Genomic DNA, 20,397 nt, shown 5'->3' on the forward strand with positions numbered 1-20,397 from the left:
GAAATTAAAATAAATCTTTCTTTACGAAGATTAACTAATGATAAAAGTAGTTAAATAAATAAAACTTACCTCTCCACGTCATAAAAAGACAAGAGAGGCAAGTTTTACAAAGTATTAGGGGAAATGTTACTGTTTAATTAGTTTCATTGTTTTTACTTCTTTACCCATTCTAAGTTTTAAGAAGTAGATTCCACTTGGAACACCATTTGTATCCCACTGAATATTTTGATTTCCAGAAGAAAGCTTTTCATTATCCTTCAATACAGCGACTTTAACACCGATCTGATTATAGATAACTGCATTGATTAATTTGTCCTTACTTAGTTTGAAGGTAATATTTACCTTCGAAGTAAAAGGATTAGGATACATTTTCAAACTTTCTTTTTCTAGTATTTGTTCTGGAGCTCTCTGATCTAAAGCATCTAAATAGATTCTATGTGGATTAGAAAATCCAAAACCTGCAACAATATCCCAGTTAATAGACCAAGTCATCAGTCCTCTGAAATCAGCATAACCAGAAGGTTTTACCATCGTATAGCTTCCTCCAAAAGATTGTCCTTTTATAATGTAATCCAATGCTTTATGGACTTCTGCTGGTGCTGTATAACCGCTTCCTGCGGCACTTGGACTAGCCGGCAGTCCTATAGCAACTTGATTAGGTCGTAAAGCAGGAAACTGTTCTCCTGTACTTAATGTAAATCCTTGTAATAACACTTCCGCCATCGCTACATGAAAATCTGCGGTACCAGCAGAATATGCCTTGCCATCTAATGCTAACATGCTACCGGTATTATAATGTTGTACATGTATATAATCCATTTCAGTACGTAATGCATATATTAAAGGAAGATATGCTCCCCAAATACCACCATATTGGCCAATTCCTCCCTGTACATAAGCAGTTTCCGGAGCCATGGATAGAATAAATTTAGACATATCATATTGAGAAAGGATTGATCGGAAAGCTGTAATAAGATTAACAACCTTTGGAGAAGTCGGGTTTGATAAACTAGTATCTCCCGATGCCAAAGCAATTGAAGTACCTTCAAAATCAATATCCATTCCATCAAATCCATATTCATTGATAATATTTGTCATAGAACTACTAAAAATCTGAGCATCTGAAGAGTTATCAACATCAACTGCTCCTGTAGCACCACCCATAGAGATCAAGACTTTTTGGCCTCTACTCTGTAAGAGTCTTACATCATCCTTAAACTCCTGTGTAGAAGAATAAATGGAATTATCAGGAATGAATTCCATATCTGCACCTAATTGAACCTTAGGTATTGCAAATGATACATTCACCACATCCCATTTATCAGATACATCTCTCAACTTAGGAATTGAAGATCCATTATTAAAGTTGTGCCAATATCCTACCAAGATTCTTTTTGGTAAATCTCCACCAGTTGGAGGTGGAGGTACTGATCCCACAGAAATATTTACCGTAGACTCTCCTGTAGCATTATCATCATCAGTTGCCTTTGCTGTAAGTGTATAATTTCCTGTAGAAGCGTTGTTCCAGGTAAAACTATAAGGACTTGTTGTGTCTGTTTCAAGTAAAGTTCCATTTCTAAAAAACTCTACTTTTGTTACATTTCCATCGGTATCTGAAGCTGAAGCATTAATTGTAATTGTACTTCCTACAGTAAATGACTGTCCATTTGCTGGTTGTGAAATGGATACAGTTGGAGCTTCATTTTCTCCGGTATTTCCTCCATCACATTCACCTAGAAGCGTCCATGCATCTTGCCAATAACTTCCTTCTCCAGGACTATATGCCCAAGCAGCACCGTTACACCATCCCGTAAAAGGATGTGGTTTACATTCATATTTATTTCCATTGTTTTGAACGATACTCCCCGCAACATACCCTCCATTTTCTACATATTGAGGTTCATTACATTCTCCTCCGCCATCAGTATTCACTGTTATATTTATTGCTGTAGATGTACCTGATGCTCCTTCATTATCCGTTGCTGTTGCTGTAAGAACATGGTTACCAATTATTGCTGTCCAATTTGCAGAATACGGAGCGGAAGTATCTTCGCTAATCATATTTCCGTCTACATAAAAAGATACTTTCGTTATATTTCCATCAGAATCATTTGCATTAGCTTGAATATCAACGCTTTCTCCAGTGTTAAAAGAAGTTCCATTAGATGTTATACTTATGGTTGGCGGAGTATTATCGTCATTAGTAACTGTAATAGAAACTGCAGTTGATGTTGTAACGTTGTTATCATTATCTGTAGCACTAGCTGTAATTGTATGGTTACCTTCTAAAGCTGTCCAGTTTGTTGTATATGGAGCTGAGGTATCTTCAGAAATCATAGTATCATCTACATAAAATTCTACTTTAGTAATAGTACCATCTGCATCTGAAGCATTTGCGTTAATAGTAACTACATTGCCTATAAGAAATGATTGCCCACTACTCGGTGAAGTAATGGTTACTTGTGGTGCTGTTGACACATCTCCGCAAGGACCTATTAATTCCCATACATTCTCGCGATTGGTAACAGGATCATTATTTTGTGTCCACCATTTGGCTCTATATTCATTTCCTTGATATGACACTTCATCACCATTAACATATATTTGCCCAGCTACGTATGGAGGTCTTGTACAAGGATTATCACTTCCTGTTACTGTAATAGAAACAGATTCCGAGCTTACTCCATTTTCATTATCAGTAGCGGTTACTTTTATTGAATGACTTCCTACTCCTGCATTGGCCCAATCAAAACTGTATGGAGCAACAATATCTTCTCCCAAAAGAACTTCTCCGTCAAAAAATTCTACTTTAGCAATAGTACCATCCGCATCAGACGCTTCTGACGAAATCGTTATAATAGTTCCAACAGAAAAAGAATCTCCTTCATTTGGAGAATTAATAACCACTACAGGTAATTGATTATTACCATTTGCTACAGAGATTGAAACTGAATCAGTATTACTAACTCCTTCGTTATCGTAAACTTTTGCTATGATAGAATAATTACCTACTGCTACACTATTCCAGGTATAAGAATAAGGGGAAGTAGTATCTTCTCCTAATAAAGTTGTTCCATTATAAAATTCAACACGAGCGACACTAACATCATCAGTGGCATTGGCGGTAATATTGATCTCATTTCCAGCCTCAAAAGTGCTGCCTTGAGAAGGAGAAGTAATTGAAACTGTTGGAGGACGATTTCCTGTATCTCCTGAGGCAAATACTTCATTCATTTTATTAATCAATGGAGATTTTACATTTGACCACCTTTTTAATTTTGTACCAAAAGATTGAGATGATCCGCTAAATTCTAGATCACCAAAAACCGTCCAAACTATAGTTCCTGCTAGGTTATTATCATTAATAAATTGCGCTTTGATTGCGATAGATTCATCATCATCGTAGCTTAGAAAGAAGTTTCCCTTTACCATATAAGGAACTTTTGCTTGATCATCCCATTTACGAGTCCATCCGCTACCAGATCCAGTCTTTTGTTTGATAAAAAAGTGATTGGGCGTACCGTCATATACTTCTTGAGGCCAATTCGTATAATCTGCGGCGGTACTTACTGGACCATCGGGTTGAATAGTAACATTTCTCTTCACTGTAGGAGCATTTAAATCTGCAGCTCCATCTGTAATAACACCTCTACCGTAAAATGGTGCTCCAAAATTTATTTTATTCGAAGGTACTCCCATACCTGTCATTTTCTCAAGTAATGTCTGCCAGTTAAATTCAGGTGCTTCAGCTCCATCATAAGGATATACTGGAGCATTATGGCCTGCAATATTCGACCAACCACCATTAAAATCATAGGTCATCATGTTAAAATAATCCATAGTATTGACCAACTTAGACCAATTGAAGCCTTCTATTTTTTTGTAATCTGCAGCCATTGCTGCAGTTATTAATTTATCTGGTCCTATTGCGTTTCTGATTTCCTGAACTAAATTTTCAAAATTAGCATAGTCCGCATTTGTTCCTGTAAAATTCATACCTGGAAATGGTCCAGGATATTCCCAGTCTAAGTCAATACCATCAAAGCCCATGTTGATAAGCTTTTTACAATCCTCTATAAAACGAGCTCTCTTTACAGGATCCGCTGCCATTTCAGGAAAGTGTTTACACATACTCCATCCACCAATAGATGCCATTACTTTTACTCCATTTGCTTTTGCCAATTCTAACAAACCTTTAGCATCACTACCTTCTTTTGGAAGAGGTAATGGTAAAACACCACTAAGTCCCCATTCTGGATGATTCCATGTATTTCCTCCGACTGCAACTTGAAATCCCAAGGCTTCTGCACGTTGTTTTACATCTTCGTTAATCCATTGTATCGGTTCAATTTCACCAAAAAGAATATGAAAATCCCAACTGCTATATACGTCTCCATATAATAGATCGGCCGGTTGCTGTACTGTTCCTGGTTGATGAATTTGTTTATTACGAAGATCTCCACTATGTAAAGAACCATCAACTGCTACTCCAAAAAAAGAGTAATTTAAAATAGTGTATTTTGAGTAATCAATATTTAATTGCGTTAATGCTCCAGCGGAAGGAACACCAGCACTAGCTGCTTTCCAAGCATCCCAGTTTGTGATATATCCAATTACCTCTTTTTGGTGATCAGATGTTGTAGCACTTCCTCCTGTATTTACTTGCCCCCAGGTAAAGCTGACAAATAGAGAAAATAAAATTAATAATGGTTCTTTCCAGAATCTAAAATGAAAAGATTCTTTTTTAGGTTTTAATAGTTTCATAATGATTAGTGTTAAGTTTTTAATGACGTTTGTGTCAATAATCAAGGCTTAAAATAGAAAGAACCATACAGCTCTAAAAAATAATTAGATCAACGACATTGTTTGAGAGATATTATGAGATAGAAATCCTATGAAGGTAGTTTTTGGTTTTTAAGAAATAGAATAGGAAATCACCAATTTTATGAAGTGAACATTAAATAACTAATAATTAGTTTGTACAAATTTCTTACATGATCTATTATAATAATCTTTGCTATAGATGTTTGAATTATATTTTTCGATGAAATGTATAGTGTTAAAATAAAGTAAGTTTTTTACTACAATTTAACATTTATTTATAGATTTTAACATTTTGTAGTTAGAATATGTTTTTTAACGTTTTTCGTTTTTTTTTCTTCTTTAGCAGTATATAAATCATAATATTTGTACGGGGAATAGGGGTAAAATTTTGTAATTGTATTTTGTTTAATACGTTGATAACTAGTTCTTAGTTGTCAGATTTCTATTTATTTCTAATTTTCATTGTTTATTTTTTTTGCTCTTTTCTATGGTATGGATTGGGCATTATTTTTTGCATACTAACACAAATAACTAACAACAAAACCAACCGTATGATGAAAATTACTTTCGGAAAGTACAAATCAAAGAGGCGCAATATGACAAGTATATTGTTAGCCTTATTATGCTTTGTGTCACTTACAACACAAGCAGGAAATGAAGTTAACTCTTATGAGAGTGCAGAGAGTTACACGAATATTACTGTGGGATCTACCATAGTGTTAATTGCTAACAATGGTAAATATGTATCTTCAGAGAATGGGAGAAAGCCAATAATAGCTAATAGAACAAGGATCGGTTCTTGGGAAAAATTTATTGTTGTAGATGCAGGAAATGGAAAAATTGCCTTAAAAGGAAATAATGGTAAATACCTTTCTTCTGAAAATGGAAAAAAACCAATGTATTGTAATGTAAATCATTTAGGTGCTTGGCAAAAATTTAAAGTAATTCGATTAGGAAATGGAAAAATTGCTTTAAAAGGAAGTAATGGGAAATATGTTTCTTCTGAGAATGGAAAAAAACCAATGAATTGTAATAGATCAAGACTTGGTTCTTGGGAAAAATTTAAAGTAAAAGTTTTACACCGTAACAATTGCGAACTTAATGCTGGTAGAATTGAGCATACGCAAAAGAACTGTGGTGGTTTTACACCAGAAGAATTTGTAGGAACTACTGTAAATAGTGGGGACCATAGAAATGTAATATATCAATGGCAGATTAAAGAAAATATGGGGGAGCAATGGCAGAATATTGCTGGAGCAGATTCTAAAAATTATCAAGCACCTTATAGAGAATCTGGGTCAGTTTGGTATAGAAGAGCAGTTAAAATCGAAGGTTGTCATGAGTATTTTTATTCTAATTCAGTAGATATCCATGTAAAAGCACAGCCAAAAACTGATGTTAGTGTAATGAATGCTAATTGCGGAAAGCAAGACGGTACTATTACTTTTACATTTGCAGATACAGAAGGAAGAAGTCATATAGAATTTTCATTGGATGGAGGAACAACATATAAAACTGTTCCAGATAATTCTTCAATGTATACATTTAAAGATTTAGCAGCAGGAAGTTTTGATATATGGGTTCGTTGGGGTAATGACCAATGTCCAGTAGATCTAGGTACAGTTATTATAGAAGATAAGTCGATTACTGTAGATGCAGGTGAAGATGTAGAAGTTTGTGAAGGAGAAGAAGTTACTTTGACCGCTTCAGTAGAAGGGAATCAAAATTGTAGTGAATGTGTTGAGTATGGCATAGTTAATACAAACAATTGCAAGAGAAATGAAAATTATGTTATGTGGTTGACTGATGGTAATAATCCAAGATGGTTTTCTAATGTAGATCTTCAATGGCAAGAGTTTGCTGATGGTACTGCAAAACTTTCAGGAACAGTATATGACCATACTTTAGAGCAAAAAACATATGAAGTAGATGCATTATTTACTGGAAAAACGGTAAACACCCCTGCTGATAGCCCAAAAGATCATGTATGTAATGATGAAGATGCTACTGGATGGATGTACTATACAGGATTGACAGGTACCGTAAAAAGTACAGATGGTTCTTGGTCGGTTAATTTATCTAGAAGAGGACCAGCTTTCCAGATGGGGAATGGAGCTAATCAAACTGAAACCGAAGAAGGTAAATTTGGAGCATGCGGATGGTTCGATACTACAGATCAAGAATATTGCAGAGGAGATTTTAATATTAATTTTGGAGATTGTATTACTACAGATGAAGATAACCTGACGTATTTATGGTCTACAGGAGAAACTACAGAAAGTATTACTGTTAATGAAGCAGGTGCTTATTCTGTAACTGTTAAAAATTGCGATGATTGTGAAGCAACGGACATCGTAGAAGTTACATATACAAAAGAGCTTGAAGATGGTGGTGAAATTAAGGAAACACAGACAAATTGCGAAGCATTTGATCCAGAAGAGTTTACTGGTAATGACCTTGAAGAGGAAACCGGTTTAACTGTTGTATATCAATGGCAAATTAAAAAAGAACAAGGACAAACTTGGGAAGATATCGATGGAGCAAATGAAATGAATTATGTAGCACCTCGTATTGAATCAGGATCTTTATGGTACAGAAGAGGAGCAAAGAGCGAAGAATGTGGAGAGTTTGTGTATTCTAATAGTGTTGATTTACATGTAAAAGTAGCTCCAGTTGCAGAAGTAATTCTTACCAATGCCGATTGTACAGATCCTACAGGTGATATTGAACTAACTTTTGAAGATTCTGAAGATCGCACACATATTGAGTTTTCTATTGATGGAGGAGTTACATATACAGAAGTTCCAGATGATTCAGGTTCTTTTAGTTTTAATGACCTGGAAGTAGGAGATTATAATTTATGGGTACGATGGGGTAATGAAGATTGTCCTGTTGATCTAGGAACTTTTACAATTGAAGAAGTAGAAGTAATTACTGTGGATGCAGGATCTGATGAGTTTATTTGTAAAGGAGAAGATGTTACTTTAAATGCACAAGTTACAGGAGATGGAGAATGCGAAGAATGTGTTGGGTATGATATTAAAGATACCGATTACTGTAGAGGAAGACACCATCAGTTTGTGGTATACATAAACGATCAGGGAACAAGACTATGGATGAGAAATGTTAACTTGGTTTGGAGTGAAAATGCAGATGGAACCGCTACATTAAAAGGTGAAGTTTTTGAATACAATTCTACGAATACTTCTTTTATGGTTGATGCTACTTTTACAGGGTTCACAAGTGTACCGCCAGCAGGTAGTCCGAAAGCTAGTTCTTGTCAAACAGAAGATCCTTCAGGTTGGGTATATTATACAGAATTAAGTGGTTCTGTAACTCAAATAGACGGATCGTTAAGTTATAATATTTCTAGAAGAGGAGAAGCATTTCAGTTAGGAAACGGTGCCAATGTATTCGAGTATGAGGATGCTGTATATGGAGGATCTGGATGGTTTAATTTAGAAGATAACCCTACTTCTTTTGGAGATTTTAATATCAATATAGGAGATTGTATTACAACAGAATCAAATGGAGTTGAGTATTTATGGTCAACAGGAGAAACTACATCAAGTATTACGGTATCGCCTACAGAAGATACTACATATTCTGTAACAGTTTCTAATTGTGCAGATTGTACAACTACAGATGAGGTGAATGTATTCGTGAATGATGCAAATGTAAACTTAGGAGCTGATAAATACACTTGTAATGAAGAAGCAATAGAGCTTAATGCTGGAATAGCAGATTCATACCTATGGTCTACAGGAGAAACTACTCAAATTATTACAGTATTGCCTTTAGAAGATACTACATATTCAGTTACAGTAAATCAAAACGGATGCGAAGCTTCAGATGAGATAGCTGTTTTTGTTACTAATTTATCGGTTGATGCTGGAGATGATCAAACATTCAATCCAGGAACTTTAGGAGTGTCATTGACAGCCACTGCGTCTACAGATGTAGATTCTTACCTATGGTCTACAGGAGCTACTACAGCCACTATAGCTGTGTCGCCTACTATAACAACTACCTATACGGTAACTGTTACTAAGAACGGTTGTGTAGCAGAGGATAACGTAACAGTTTCTGTAACATCAGATCCTTGTTTGAATAGCGTATTTGATGCTACAGCATTTCCTATTCCTGTAAGTCGTTCAGGAGAAATGAAAGTAGATATAGCAGTTAATAGAGCTCAGGATGTGACTTGTGAAATTTATACAATGGAAGGAATGTTAGTAAGTCCAGCCGCTGTACAAAGCTTAAATCCTGGTTGTAATACATTGACTATTAATATGTCTTCACAGGCTAATATTCAACCAATGTCTAACTATATATTAATACTGAAAGGTGATACATCAGAGAATACTGAAACAATTCAGTTTTCAACTACTAATTAATAATATGTAGTAATAGTATAAAATATTTATATAAAATCCTGTAGAACTCTGTTCTACAGGATTTTTTGTTTAGCCATGTAAATGAACACGGTATAGAATTAATAATACTGATTCGGAAACTCCTGCAATTATGTAGTGAAATTTGTGTAGGTCTTGCTTTGGATTATTAATTCGTATTATTGTATAAGTAATATATTTCTTTTCTTATTTGGGATTTAATAAAATAATATCATTTTTATTAGTATTTATTTTCTGTACTTACACGGAAGCACAGGAAGTACCGCCTATTCAAAATTATTTACCTCAGGATTATAATGCAGAAAATCAGAATTGGGCTATTTCTCAATCTCCAGAGAAATTAATTTATATAGCGAATAATAAAGGATTGTTGGAGTTTAATGGTTCAACATGGCAATTGTATCCATCACCTAATGAATCTATTGTAAGATCGGTAAAGGTTGTAGAAGATAGAATTTACACAGGGTGCTATATGGACTTTGGTTATTGGCAGAAAGATATTTTAGGAGTTTTGCACTATACTTCGTTATCACAAAAAACAAAATTAAAACTAATTGAGGATGAGGAGTTTTGGAATATAATTAGTATCGATGACTTAATTGTTTTTCAATCTTTAAATCGAATATACATATATGATATTAAGGATGAATCGGTTAGTACCATAGATTCGGATAATACTATAACTAAAATATTTGAAGTTGATCGTAGTATCTATTTTCAGGTTGTTAATAAAGGGTTATTCAAAATTGAGTATGGTAAGGATGTTTTAATAAATGAAGATGAAGAGGTTAGGAATAGTGAAATCGTTAATGTTTTTAGCACTGATAAGGACTTTCTTATTTTAACAAGAAATAAAGGTTTTTATAGTTTAAAAAATAACAAGCTAACTAAATGGGGTGTAAATACAGAAAGGTTATTATCGGATATCAGTATTTATAATGCAATTCAACTGAAAGATAATAGTTTTGTTTTAGGAACAATTTCTCATGGATTGGTTTATCTAAATGACGAAGGAAGTTTATTATATCAAGTTGATCAAAGTAAAGGATTGCTAAACAATACTATTTTGTCACTTTTTGAAGATATTGATAATAATATATGGTTAGGTCTTGATAATGGAATTAGTTATATAAACTTGAACTCGCCTTTTAGGATATATAGTGATAACCTTGGAGTTTTAGGAAGTGTTTATGCTTCTGCTATTCATAATAATAATTTATATCTAGGAACAAATCAGGGTCTTTTTTATAAAAAAACACAAAGTAATGATGAGTTTAAGTTCATTAGAGGTACTCAAGGACAGGTTTGGTGTTTACAAAATATTGGCCAGACATTATTTTGTGGACACAATGCTGGGACTTTTATCGTCGATAATGATAAAGTAAAAAAAATATCTAATGTTCCGGGAACATGGAAGATTAGTGAGTTAAAAGATAAGTCTGATCTTTTGTTACAAGGAAATTATGATGGTCTTTATGTTTTTAAAAAAACAGATAACAATTGGCAATTGAGAAATAAAATCAAAGGCTTTAATAATTCATCCCGTTATTTTGAAGTTGTTAGAGATGAGATATTTGTAAATCACGAATACAATGGTGTTTTTAGAATAAAGGTTGATACTAGCTTCTTCAAAATAAAGAATGTTGCTATAGATACGTCTATAAAAGGTTCCAATTCAGGACTTATAACATACAATGATAATTTACTGTTTGCTTTTAAGAAAGGAGTTTTAAAATATAATGTTCCTAAAAAAGAGTTTATAAGAGATAGTCTTTTGAGCAAAATATATGTGGATAACGAATATGTTTCAGGTAAATTAATTGTAGATGAAACAAATAATAATTTATGGGTTTTTACACATTCTAATATAAGTTTTGTAACTCAGGGTATGCTTACAAATACACTAGCAGTTAGTAAAATACCTTTAACAAAGGCAGAAAGAAAAAGTGTCGCTGGATATGAAAGCGTGATGCATTTTGATGATAAAAATAAATATCTGTTTGGCACAAGTTCTGGATATATAACTGTAGATATTGATAAACTGAATACTAAGGATTTTCAAGTTCAAATAGGCAACATTACCAATGGAAGTAATAAAATAAATAGAGCGGAAATACAACGTATAAATAAGAACTTGGAAGGCGATTTTAAGAGTAAGGATAATAATTTAAAAGTATCTTTTTATGCTCCAGAGTTTAATAAGTTTGGAAAACCAAAATTTCAATTTCAATTATTAGGAATTTATAACAATTGGAGTGATTGGTCTGAGAGCCCTATGGCATTTTTTGAAAATCTTCCTTTTGGTGATTACACCTTTAATGTTAGATCCAGAATAGGAAACAAAGTCTCTAGTAATACTGCCAGTTATTCCTTTAAGATTCAAAAACCCTGGTATATCACTAATTTAATGCTAGCAATTTATTTGTTAGCTACTATTTTGTTCTCCTTATTTATGCATATCACTTATAAACGATATTATAAGAAGAAACAAGAAGAATTAATTGAAAAGAATAAAAGTGAACTTAAGCTGACTAAGGTTCAAAATGAAAAGGAGATTATTAGGATTAAAAATGAACAACTAAAACAAGAATTTAAAGATAAGAGTAAAGAATTAGCTGCCTCAACAATAGACGTTGCGAAAAAGAATGAACTACTTACTCAAATTAAAAATCAACTTGCTAGAATTTCTGACGAAAACTCTGTTAAACCTGTAATAAGTATTATTGATAAAAGCCTTGATCATAATGATAACTGGGAGGTTTTTAAAGAAGCATTTAATAATGTGGATAGAAAATTTTTGAAAAAGCTTAAAAAAACACATCCTGATTTATCTCCAAATGATTTAAAGCTCTGTGCATATTTGCGTCTTAATTTATCTTCTAAAGAAATAGCACCATTATTCAATATATCTGCTCGTAGTGTTGAGATTAAACGTTACAGACTTCGTAAAAAATTAAATCTTAAACACGAAGAAAACCTAGTAAACTATATTCTAGAGTTATAATTACCCATACAAAAAATTTTAGCACCTCAACATTACCCATACAAAACAATGTTATGATTTTTTTTAACGGTTGTTTAGTGCTTTGCTGAAACCTGTTGGTAACGGGTTTTAAGATGTTAATAATTTAAATAAATAACTCTTTTCTTGTGATGTATGTTTTTTGTTGAGGTATTTTTTAAGGATCTCGCATTTTTTTAAAATAAGTTTACTAAGTCTACAGACAGAAAACAAAACACAATCGATCACTTAATTTAATATTTAAAAGTCATGCTACATGATATTTGGGGCGAATACAGCAAAAGAAGTTTCTTCATATTTTTTACAGTCATTTTTAAAAACAATAGGTATAATGAGAACTAATTTTCTACAATTAATAATACTCTTGTTTACGATAGTTGGGAGTTCACAGACTGATCAGGTATCCATAATAAATAATGATCAAGGGATAAAATTAGTAGTCAACGGAAAAGATTTTATGGTAAATGGAGTGAATTGGGATTATGTTCCTATTGGATCTACCATAACCGATCCTGGGATATGGGCAAAATCCGATGACATAATTAAAGCAGCAATAGATGGTGAAATGTCCTTGTTAAAGAACATGGGAGTGAACGCTATTCGTACATATAATCTTAAACCCAAATGGGTTAAATACATTTATGAGAACTACGGTATTTACACCATGCTCAATATTACTTTTGGAGCATATGGACTTACCATAAACGGAGCTTGGGTACCGCAAACAGATTATGCAGATCCCGATACAAGAGAGGTCTTAATGAAAGAAGCCAGAGATATGGCTAACACCTATAAAAATACACCAGGTTTATTGTTGTATATGATTGGTAACGAAAACAATTATCATTTATCATGGACAGGAGCAGAAACAGAAGATATTCCGATTAATGATACAAGTTCTGGAATTAAACTTGCAGCTCGTGCTTTGTATAAAGCGTTTAACGATGCTGCAAAAGAGGTAAAAGGAATTGATCAATCGCATCCAGTAGCGATATGTAATGGGGATCTTTTATATGCGGATATAGTAAAAGAAGAATGTACAGATGTTGATATATATGGTACTAATATGTATCGTGGAATTTCCTTTGGAGATGCTTTCCAAAGAGTTAGAGACGAAATAGGTTTGCCAATTCTCTTTGCAGAATTTGGTGGAGATGCATTCAATGCAAGAGACAATCAAGAAGATCAATATTCTCAGGCGTATTATAACTTGGGAAATTGGAAAGAAATTTATGAAAATGCAGCCGGACTAGGAAGAGCTGGAAACTCCATCGGTGGTTTCACTTTTCAATTTAGTGATGGTTGGTGGAAATATAAACAAACAGAAAACTTAGAAGTTCACGATAATGCTGCTTCTTGGTCTAATGGAGGATATAACCGAGATCAAGCAAAAGAAAGCGATAATAATATGAATGAAGAGTGGTTTGGTATTTGTGCCAAAGGACCAACTAATGAAAGAGGGCTTTATGAATTATATCCACGTGCCGCCTATTACGCTTTAAAAGAAGCTCATCTACTTAATCCATATGAAAAGGGAATGACACTTGATTTTATGGATAATTATTTTGATAATATCCAAATAATGGATGCGATGTTAAGGGCGCGCGGAGATAAAGCCGCCTTAGAAGCTAAAAGCGGTGCCAAAATAAGAATTAGTCAGTTAAGGGCGGAGTTCACTTCATTTAATACAGGAGGAACTTTGCTTACTACAGATGATGTAGATCCCGATAGTAATATTTTTCCTAATAAAACAGGTTTTGATCATCTGCAATCATTTTATATAGGTGTAGAGGGAAAACCCACTGCAAATATGAGGGCTAATGTTAACTTTAATATTCTAGGTAATGTAGCCGACAATCCAATTGATCAATTGTTTTATGAAACAAGGGGACGCACCGTATCTGTAAATACAGATGAAGGAAATTTGGACCTTACCAATCTAAATACGGTACAATTATATAATGCAGAATTTGAGTGGAATACTAAAATAGCAGATATAAAAGGATTTTATAGAACTGGACACTACCATTGGGGATATGAAGGTGACTTTTTTGGATTGTACCCTGAAGCTAATTATGGACCAAATTTAGATATTTATAATGGAGAATTTTCTGGAATTGAATTTTCTGGAAAAGCTGGTTTAAATGGTTTTAAGGCGGTTTACGGTCCTCAATTATGGTGGGGTGCTAATCCTGCTTTTTTAGTTAAATATAGAAAAAAAATAAAAGGAGTTGACGTTACTGGTATTTATCATGAAGATATTGATAATGCTAACGATATTGTAACATCCATTGCGGTACCTGTTCCGAAAACAAGAAGAGTAACACTGCAGGCAGAAAAGGAATTCGGAAACTTTGATGTACAAGTAGGTGGTATTTGGGGAGGAGAACCACTAAATGGTAGAAAGTTCCAAATGGTTGAAGGTGGTCCGGGAAATTATGTAGTTTACAATGATGAGATTAACTCAGATGATAATTGGGGTGCTAAAGCAAAAGTCACATATTCAAAAGGTAAATTTAATTGGTATGCATTAGGCGCTACGATGGGCTTGGTTGCTAATGGCGGTACAGATCAAACACAAACATTTACTGGTTGGAAGTTAAGAGATAATGGTAGCGGTAATCAAAACAGTTTCTTAACAGGTTTTTCTTATACATTGGGTGACTTTCAAATAGCACCAAACTTCCTGTGGCAAGAGCCTATTGTAGGAGCAATACCTAATGATGCAGGTGGTGCGGCTAGATTAAGAAATATTCAAGATGATCCTTTTGTCGTAAGAGCAAATAGAAAAACAACAGCAGGAGAGTTACTAATTACATACGATCCAACTCCCGGATCATGGTTCTATGCTTGGGATAGTGATCGTAAAGAAGATGCTAAACTAGCTTTTAATTTTGGTTTTGTGTATCGTCATTTACCTACTACAATGGATGCCGCTATTGGATTTTTTGAAAATTCAAGGGTAGGAGCTCCGTTTTCAAATTCAGTTCCTGCTGAAGATTTATGGGAAGCAAGTTCGCGTATTGTATCTAAAGTAAGTCCAGAGTTAGCCTTAGTAGCAAATCTATATGCCGGTAATGGTCAGGCTAATGGTAGTGATGCTCGAGTAATCGATAGGATTGGAGGAGATATTCGTGTTATTTATAAAAAATGGAAACTACAACATACTTTTAAAATAGACGATTGGGGTCCTTATGATTATCACCGAGATTTCAATTTAACGTATCCAGTACAATTGATGTTAGATGTATCAACATCAATAGGGAAACCAGATTGGTTCCTCCTGCCTAGTACTAGAATAGGAGTTCGCGGCACATGGCGTTCATTAAACGAGTTTTCACCTCGTTACTCACCAACTGCAATACCACCAAATACTTTTCCTCCAGAACCAATACTAAACCCAGCGGGATTTGATAATGGCAGCGAATGGGAAATAAGAACATATGTACATATTAACATAGGAAAATAATACAATGAAAATGGAGTATAGAAAACAAATAAACTTAAAAACCATATTCTCTTTTATATTGGTTTTGATAATGCTATCTAGCTGTGAGAGAGAACTCTCAGATAATGCTGAATTTGCTACTTTTCCTACCACAGCAGAAATATTTATAGATACACCAGTTGGGCTTGGGAGCGATTTTTATTTTCCCTTTTTAGGCTCAAAACCAACAGCTTTTTCAGTTGATAATCAGGAAGGATACGAAAGTGATGCTTCGATGCGTGTTGATGTGCCTAATGCAGATGATGCAGAAGGTAATTACGCAGGAGCAATTTTTAGAGTCGATGGAGTGGGGCGTAACTTAACTGGATACGATGCACTTACTTTTTGGGCTAAAGCTTCACAAGGAGTCTCTATAGATGAAATGGGATTTGGCCAAGACTTTGGTGAGAATAAGTTTCAAGTAACAAGAACTAGTATAAGTTTAGGGACTAATTGGGCTAAATATGTTATTCCAATACCTGATCCTTCTAAGCTTACAGAAGAAAGAGGAATGCTTTGGTATTCTACCGGAACACAAAATACAGGTGGATTCGGATATACATTTTGGCTAGATGAGGTAAAGTTCGAAAGGTTAGGAACTGTTGCACAATCGCAACCAGCAATACTTAATGGTGTTGCTGTAAATCAAGATGCTTTTATAGATGTTCCTGTTCAATTAACCGGACTTACGCAAACCTTTAACTTGGCATCAGGCAATAACCAAACAGTTGCTGCAGCCCCATCTTATTTTACATTCAGTTCTACAGATATTGATGTCGCTAATGTTAACGAATTAGGAGTGGTATCTGTGGTGGATACCGGTACTGCGACGATTACTGCAACTTTGGGTAATGTGGCTGCAACAGGTTCATTAGAACTTAATGTAACAGGACCTTTTGATTTTGCCCCAACACCTCCAATTAGAGACCCTGGAGACGTTGTTTCAGTATTTAGTGATGCTTATACCAGTGCACCGATAGAATTTTTTAATGGTTTCTTTACTCCAGATGGACAAACAACATTAGGAGGTTTTATTGATGTTAATGGAGATGGAGTAATTCGTTATTCAGAATTAAATTTTGTGGCACTTAAGACGGTAAATCGAGTAGATGCATCCGCTATGACTAATATTCATATAGATATAAAGGTAGAAGATGCACAGATAGATAATGGAGATTTTGTTAGAGTTCTATTACTTGCTCAAAATCCTGATGGCTCAGAAAATGAAGCTTCTATTGAGATTCCTAGTGCAGATTTGATAGCAGGGGATTGGATAAGTTTTGATCGTCCACTTTCAGATTTTGCAGGGGTAAACCTCTCTAATTTGTCATTGTTCTTCTTTGTTTCGGATTCTACTATCTCTAACATTTTAGTGGATAATATCTATTTCTATAAATAAAAGCTAAAACTCTTAAAAGATGAATATTATTAAAATATATAAAACAAGAATGAAAGCCATATTGTTTTCTGCTTTTCTACTTGTAATACTTTCTGCAGCCTCTAGCTGTGACACAGATGAAACTCAGGATGTCATTACTTTAAGAAATCTAGTGATGTCTGATGAGTTTGATATTGAAGGAGCGCCAAATTCTGCAATTTGGACCTACGATATTGGAAGAGGACCAAACGGAGACGGTTGGGGAAATCAAGAATTGCAATACTATACTGATCGTACTGAAAACGTAAAAGTAGAAAATGGTTTTCTATTGATTAATGCGAAAGAAGAAGATTTTGAAGGTGCTCAATATACTTCTGCACGACTTAAAACAGAAGGGTTGTTCGAACAGCAATATGGTCGCTTTGAAGCACGTATACGATTGCCTTATGGAAAAGGATTATGGCCGGCATTTTGGCTCTTAGGAAATGATTGCGAACAAAACATATGGCCGCTTTGTGGTGAAATAGATATTATGGAATACCTAGGTGATTCACCTAATGTAGTCTTTGGTAGTGCTCATGGGCCTGGTTATTCAGCAGGAGAAGCAGAAACTAAAGAGTACACTTTGGAGGATGATCGATTTGATACCGGTTTTCACATTTTTGGTATAGAATGGGGGCCAGAGTATATCAACTATTATGTAGATGATGCATTGTACAACCGGATCACACCAGATGATGTTGCTGGCGAATGGGTTTTTGATCATCCATTCTATATAATCATGAATGTTGCAGTTGGAGGTAGCTTTCCTGGGTCACCAAATGAAGAAACAGTTTTTCCGCAAACAATGATCGTAGACTACGTGCGAGTATATCAATAACAAAAGCAAACTAATTTAATTATTAAGAAATTATGAAACTATTTATCAAAAGAACCAAAATAATTTTGCTTTTAGTAGCAGCTGTTACCTTTTTTGGTTGTGAGGATGATGACGCTGATTTACCAAAAGTTGTTGCAAGTTTTGCACACAACATAAATGAAGATACCGGAAGAGTATCCTTTTTAAACCTTTCTGAAAACGCGGATAGTTACACTTGGGATTTCGGTGATGGTACGACATCTACAGAAATTAATCCAATAAGAACTTTTCCAACGGGTAATTATACGGTTGTACTTACTGCAGAAAATGCGGCAGGAGCCGAAAGTACTTTTGAAGATGAAATTTTTATAAACATACCTATTCCCGTTTCGTTTCCTATTAATTTTGACGAAACTAATGTAAATTATGATGTCAGTATATTTAATGGTGCAGCATTTACAATTGTAGAAAATCCAGATCCAACTGGAGCAAACACAAGTACATCTAATGTAGGTCAGATTACCAATAGCGGAGCTGCTTTTGAAGGTTTTTTCTTTAATTTAGGAGATCCGTTAGATTTAACAGAACAAAAATCTGTAAAAGTTCTTTTCTGGTCAGAGACTCCAATAGATATTTTACTTAAACTAGAAGAAGGAACTGGCCCAGATGTTGAAACTACCACAAGTCAAAGAGGAACAGGTTGGGAAGAAATTTACTTTACATTCGATTCATCAAATGCATTTTCAAGATTTACGATGTTTGTTGATGGACCAGGTACGACTGCAGGGACATTCTATATAGATGATATTTCTCAAATTAATACTGCAGACATTCCTTGTACGGATACGTTGTTAGAAATTCCAATAGATTTTGACTGTAATGGAATTGATTACGCTACTAAGATTGTTGGTAATGTGTCCTTTGCTATTGTAGATAATCCAGAATTATCGGGTATCAATAGTGAACCAACTATGGTTGGACAAATCACGAATGTAGGTGCTAACTTCGAAAATGCTTTCTTTAATCTAGATACCGCTATTGATTTTTCCGCAGATAAAGGGGTTAAAATGAAAATATTCTCTAATCAGGCATTACCAGTTTTATTAAAATTTGAAGATGGTACAGAAGCACCTGTTGAGAATGCACAAAACCATGGTGGTTCTGGCTGGGAAGAATTAACGTTCGTACTTAACTCATCAGCTTCTTACAACGATATGGTGATTTTTGTAGATGGTCCAGGTACCGCAACGGGTATCTTTTATCTGGATGATATTGAGCAGGTTTCCGTAATGGTTGCTGGTCCTTGTATTCCAGAGACTAGTCAATCACTAGATGCATCCAATTTTGATTTAACATTCCAAACGGATCCAACTGCTAGTATAGCCTCGTTTGATGCAGGTTTATCTTGGGTTGACAATCCAGATTTTGATAATGATGTAAATAAATCATGTAAAGTTGGACAAATAGATCGATCTGGCGCAGCATTATTTGCTAATAATCAAATTGATTTTGATACTAAATTTGATTTTAATGCGAATTCAGGGTTTAAACTAAAAGTATGGTCTCCTACTGCAGGTACAAATGTTTTAGTAAAACTAGAAGATAAGACTAACGGTGGAATTAATGTAGAAGTAGGCGCTGTTACTAGTGTAGCTGGCGGTTGGGAAGAATTGACTTTTAATTTTGCAAGTGGTGAAAGTGGAAAATATGATAAGATTATATTGTTTTTTGAGTTGAATACGAATACAACAGAAACCTATTATATTGATGATTTTAGGCTATACATTTCTGGTGGAACAGGTGGTGGCGGATGTGATACTACCTTTGTTGCAGCCACATCATTACCATTAGATTTTGAAGGTTGCGAAACGTTTCTTTCTGATGTTAATTTTGGAGCAGGTCTTACTTCAGAAGTTGTAGCAAATCCTTTTCAAACAGGTATTAATACTTCTCCTTTTGTTTTAAAAGTAGATAAACCTACTGGTTCCGAATTTTTTGCCGGAGTTCAAAATACGTTCGATAATTTTGATTTGACTACAACAATGACTTTTAAAGTTAAAGTCTATTCTACCAAAGCAAATGTAGTAATGCGTTTTGAATTAGCTGTTTTACCTAATGATGGAAGTATTGGTAATCCAGCTCCAGTATTTGTAACAATAGCGAATGCAAATGAATGGACAGAAGTCGAATTTACTTTTATCAATTTACCAGCATCACCAACAACATATAATCATTTAGTCATAAAACCAGATAATGATCAGACTGATAGTGCAATAACATCGGGTGGTACATATTATTTTGATGATATAAGACTTGAGTAGTTTACACTCGAATAATTATTTGAATTAGCATTAAGTATAAGAGGTTGAAATAAATATTCAACCTCTTTTGAACCTGAAAAATGAATGCTTT

General features: G+C 34.3%; 7 protein-coding genes. 6 read left to right on the forward strand and 1 reads right to left on the reverse strand.

Annotation, left to right across the window (positions count from 1 at the left end; all coding sequences use genetic code 11):
• Positions 1 to 126 precede the first annotated feature (126 nt).
• On the reverse strand, positions 127 to 4,764 hold the full coding sequence (locus Q0975_RS17530; protein ID WP_299439034.1) for an Ig-like domain-containing protein: 4,638 nt from the start codon (positions 4,762 to 4,764) through the stop codon (positions 127 to 129).
• Between the two features lie 611 nt (positions 4,765 to 5,375).
• Between Q0975_RS17530 and Q0975_RS17535 the strand changes: the two genes are divergently transcribed.
• The 6 genes from Q0975_RS17535 (at position 5,376) to Q0975_RS17560 (ending at position 20,306) form a co-directional block, all read left to right on the forward strand.
• Entirely contained in the window at positions 5,376 to 9,221 is a 3,846-nt protein-coding gene (locus Q0975_RS17535) for a hypothetical protein (protein ID WP_299439036.1), read from the forward strand.
• 208 nt (positions 9,222 to 9,429) lie between these two features.
• Positions 9,430 to 12,243, forward strand: a complete 2,814-nt coding sequence (locus Q0975_RS17540) for a triple tyrosine motif-containing protein (RefSeq protein ID WP_299439038.1) — start codon at positions 9,430 to 9,432, stop codon at positions 12,241 to 12,243.
• A 349-nt stretch (positions 12,244 to 12,592) separates the two neighbouring features.
• Complete coding sequence (locus Q0975_RS17545) at positions 12,593 to 15,730, forward strand: glycoside hydrolase family 2 TIM barrel-domain containing protein (RefSeq protein WP_299439040.1); 3,138 nt, start codon at positions 12,593 to 12,595, stop codon at positions 15,728 to 15,730.
• 10 nt (positions 15,731 to 15,740) lie between these two features.
• Entirely contained in the window at positions 15,741 to 17,147 is a 1,407-nt protein-coding gene (locus Q0975_RS17550; protein ID WP_299439041.1) for an Ig-like domain-containing protein, read from the forward strand.
• Positions 17,148 to 17,196: 49 nt separating this feature from the next.
• The gene (locus tag Q0975_RS17555) at positions 17,197 to 18,006 is read left to right on the forward strand and encodes a glycoside hydrolase family 16 protein (RefSeq protein WP_299439566.1); all 810 of its coding nucleotides are present in this window, start codon (positions 17,197 to 17,199) and stop codon (positions 18,004 to 18,006) included.
• Positions 18,007 to 18,038: 32 nt separating this feature from the next.
• Positions 18,039 to 20,306: a PKD domain-containing protein gene (locus tag Q0975_RS17560; RefSeq protein ID WP_299439043.1), complete on the forward strand. Its 2,268-nt coding sequence runs from the start codon at positions 18,039 to 18,041 to the stop codon at positions 20,304 to 20,306.
• Positions 20,307 to 20,397: the final 91 nt, after the last annotated feature.

Source organism: uncultured Aquimarina sp. (assembly GCF_947500065.1).
Lineage (GTDB): Bacteria > Bacteroidota > Bacteroidia > Flavobacteriales > Flavobacteriaceae > Aquimarina.

Excerpts from the sequence above, each read along its gene's own strand:
- Q0975_RS17530 (WP_299439034.1), bottom strand. The coding sequence starts at position 4,764 with ATGAAACTATTAAAACCTAAAAAAGAATCTTTTCATTTTAGATTCTGG.
- Q0975_RS17535 (WP_299439036.1), top strand. The coding sequence starts at position 5,376 with ATGATGAAAATTACTTTCGGAAAGTACAAATCAAAGAGGCGCAATATG.
- Q0975_RS17545 (WP_299439040.1), top strand. The coding sequence starts at position 12,593 with ATGAGAACTAATTTTCTACAATTAATAATACTCTTGTTTACGATAGTT.
- Q0975_RS17550 (WP_299439041.1), top strand. The coding sequence starts at position 15,741 with ATGGAGTATAGAAAACAAATAAACTTAAAAACCATATTCTCTTTTATA.
- Q0975_RS17555 (WP_299439566.1), top strand. The coding sequence starts at position 17,197 with ATGAAAGCCATATTGTTTTCTGCTTTTCTACTTGTAATACTTTCTGCA.
- Q0975_RS17560 (WP_299439043.1), top strand. The coding sequence starts at position 18,039 with ATGAAACTATTTATCAAAAGAACCAAAATAATTTTGCTTTTAGTAGCA.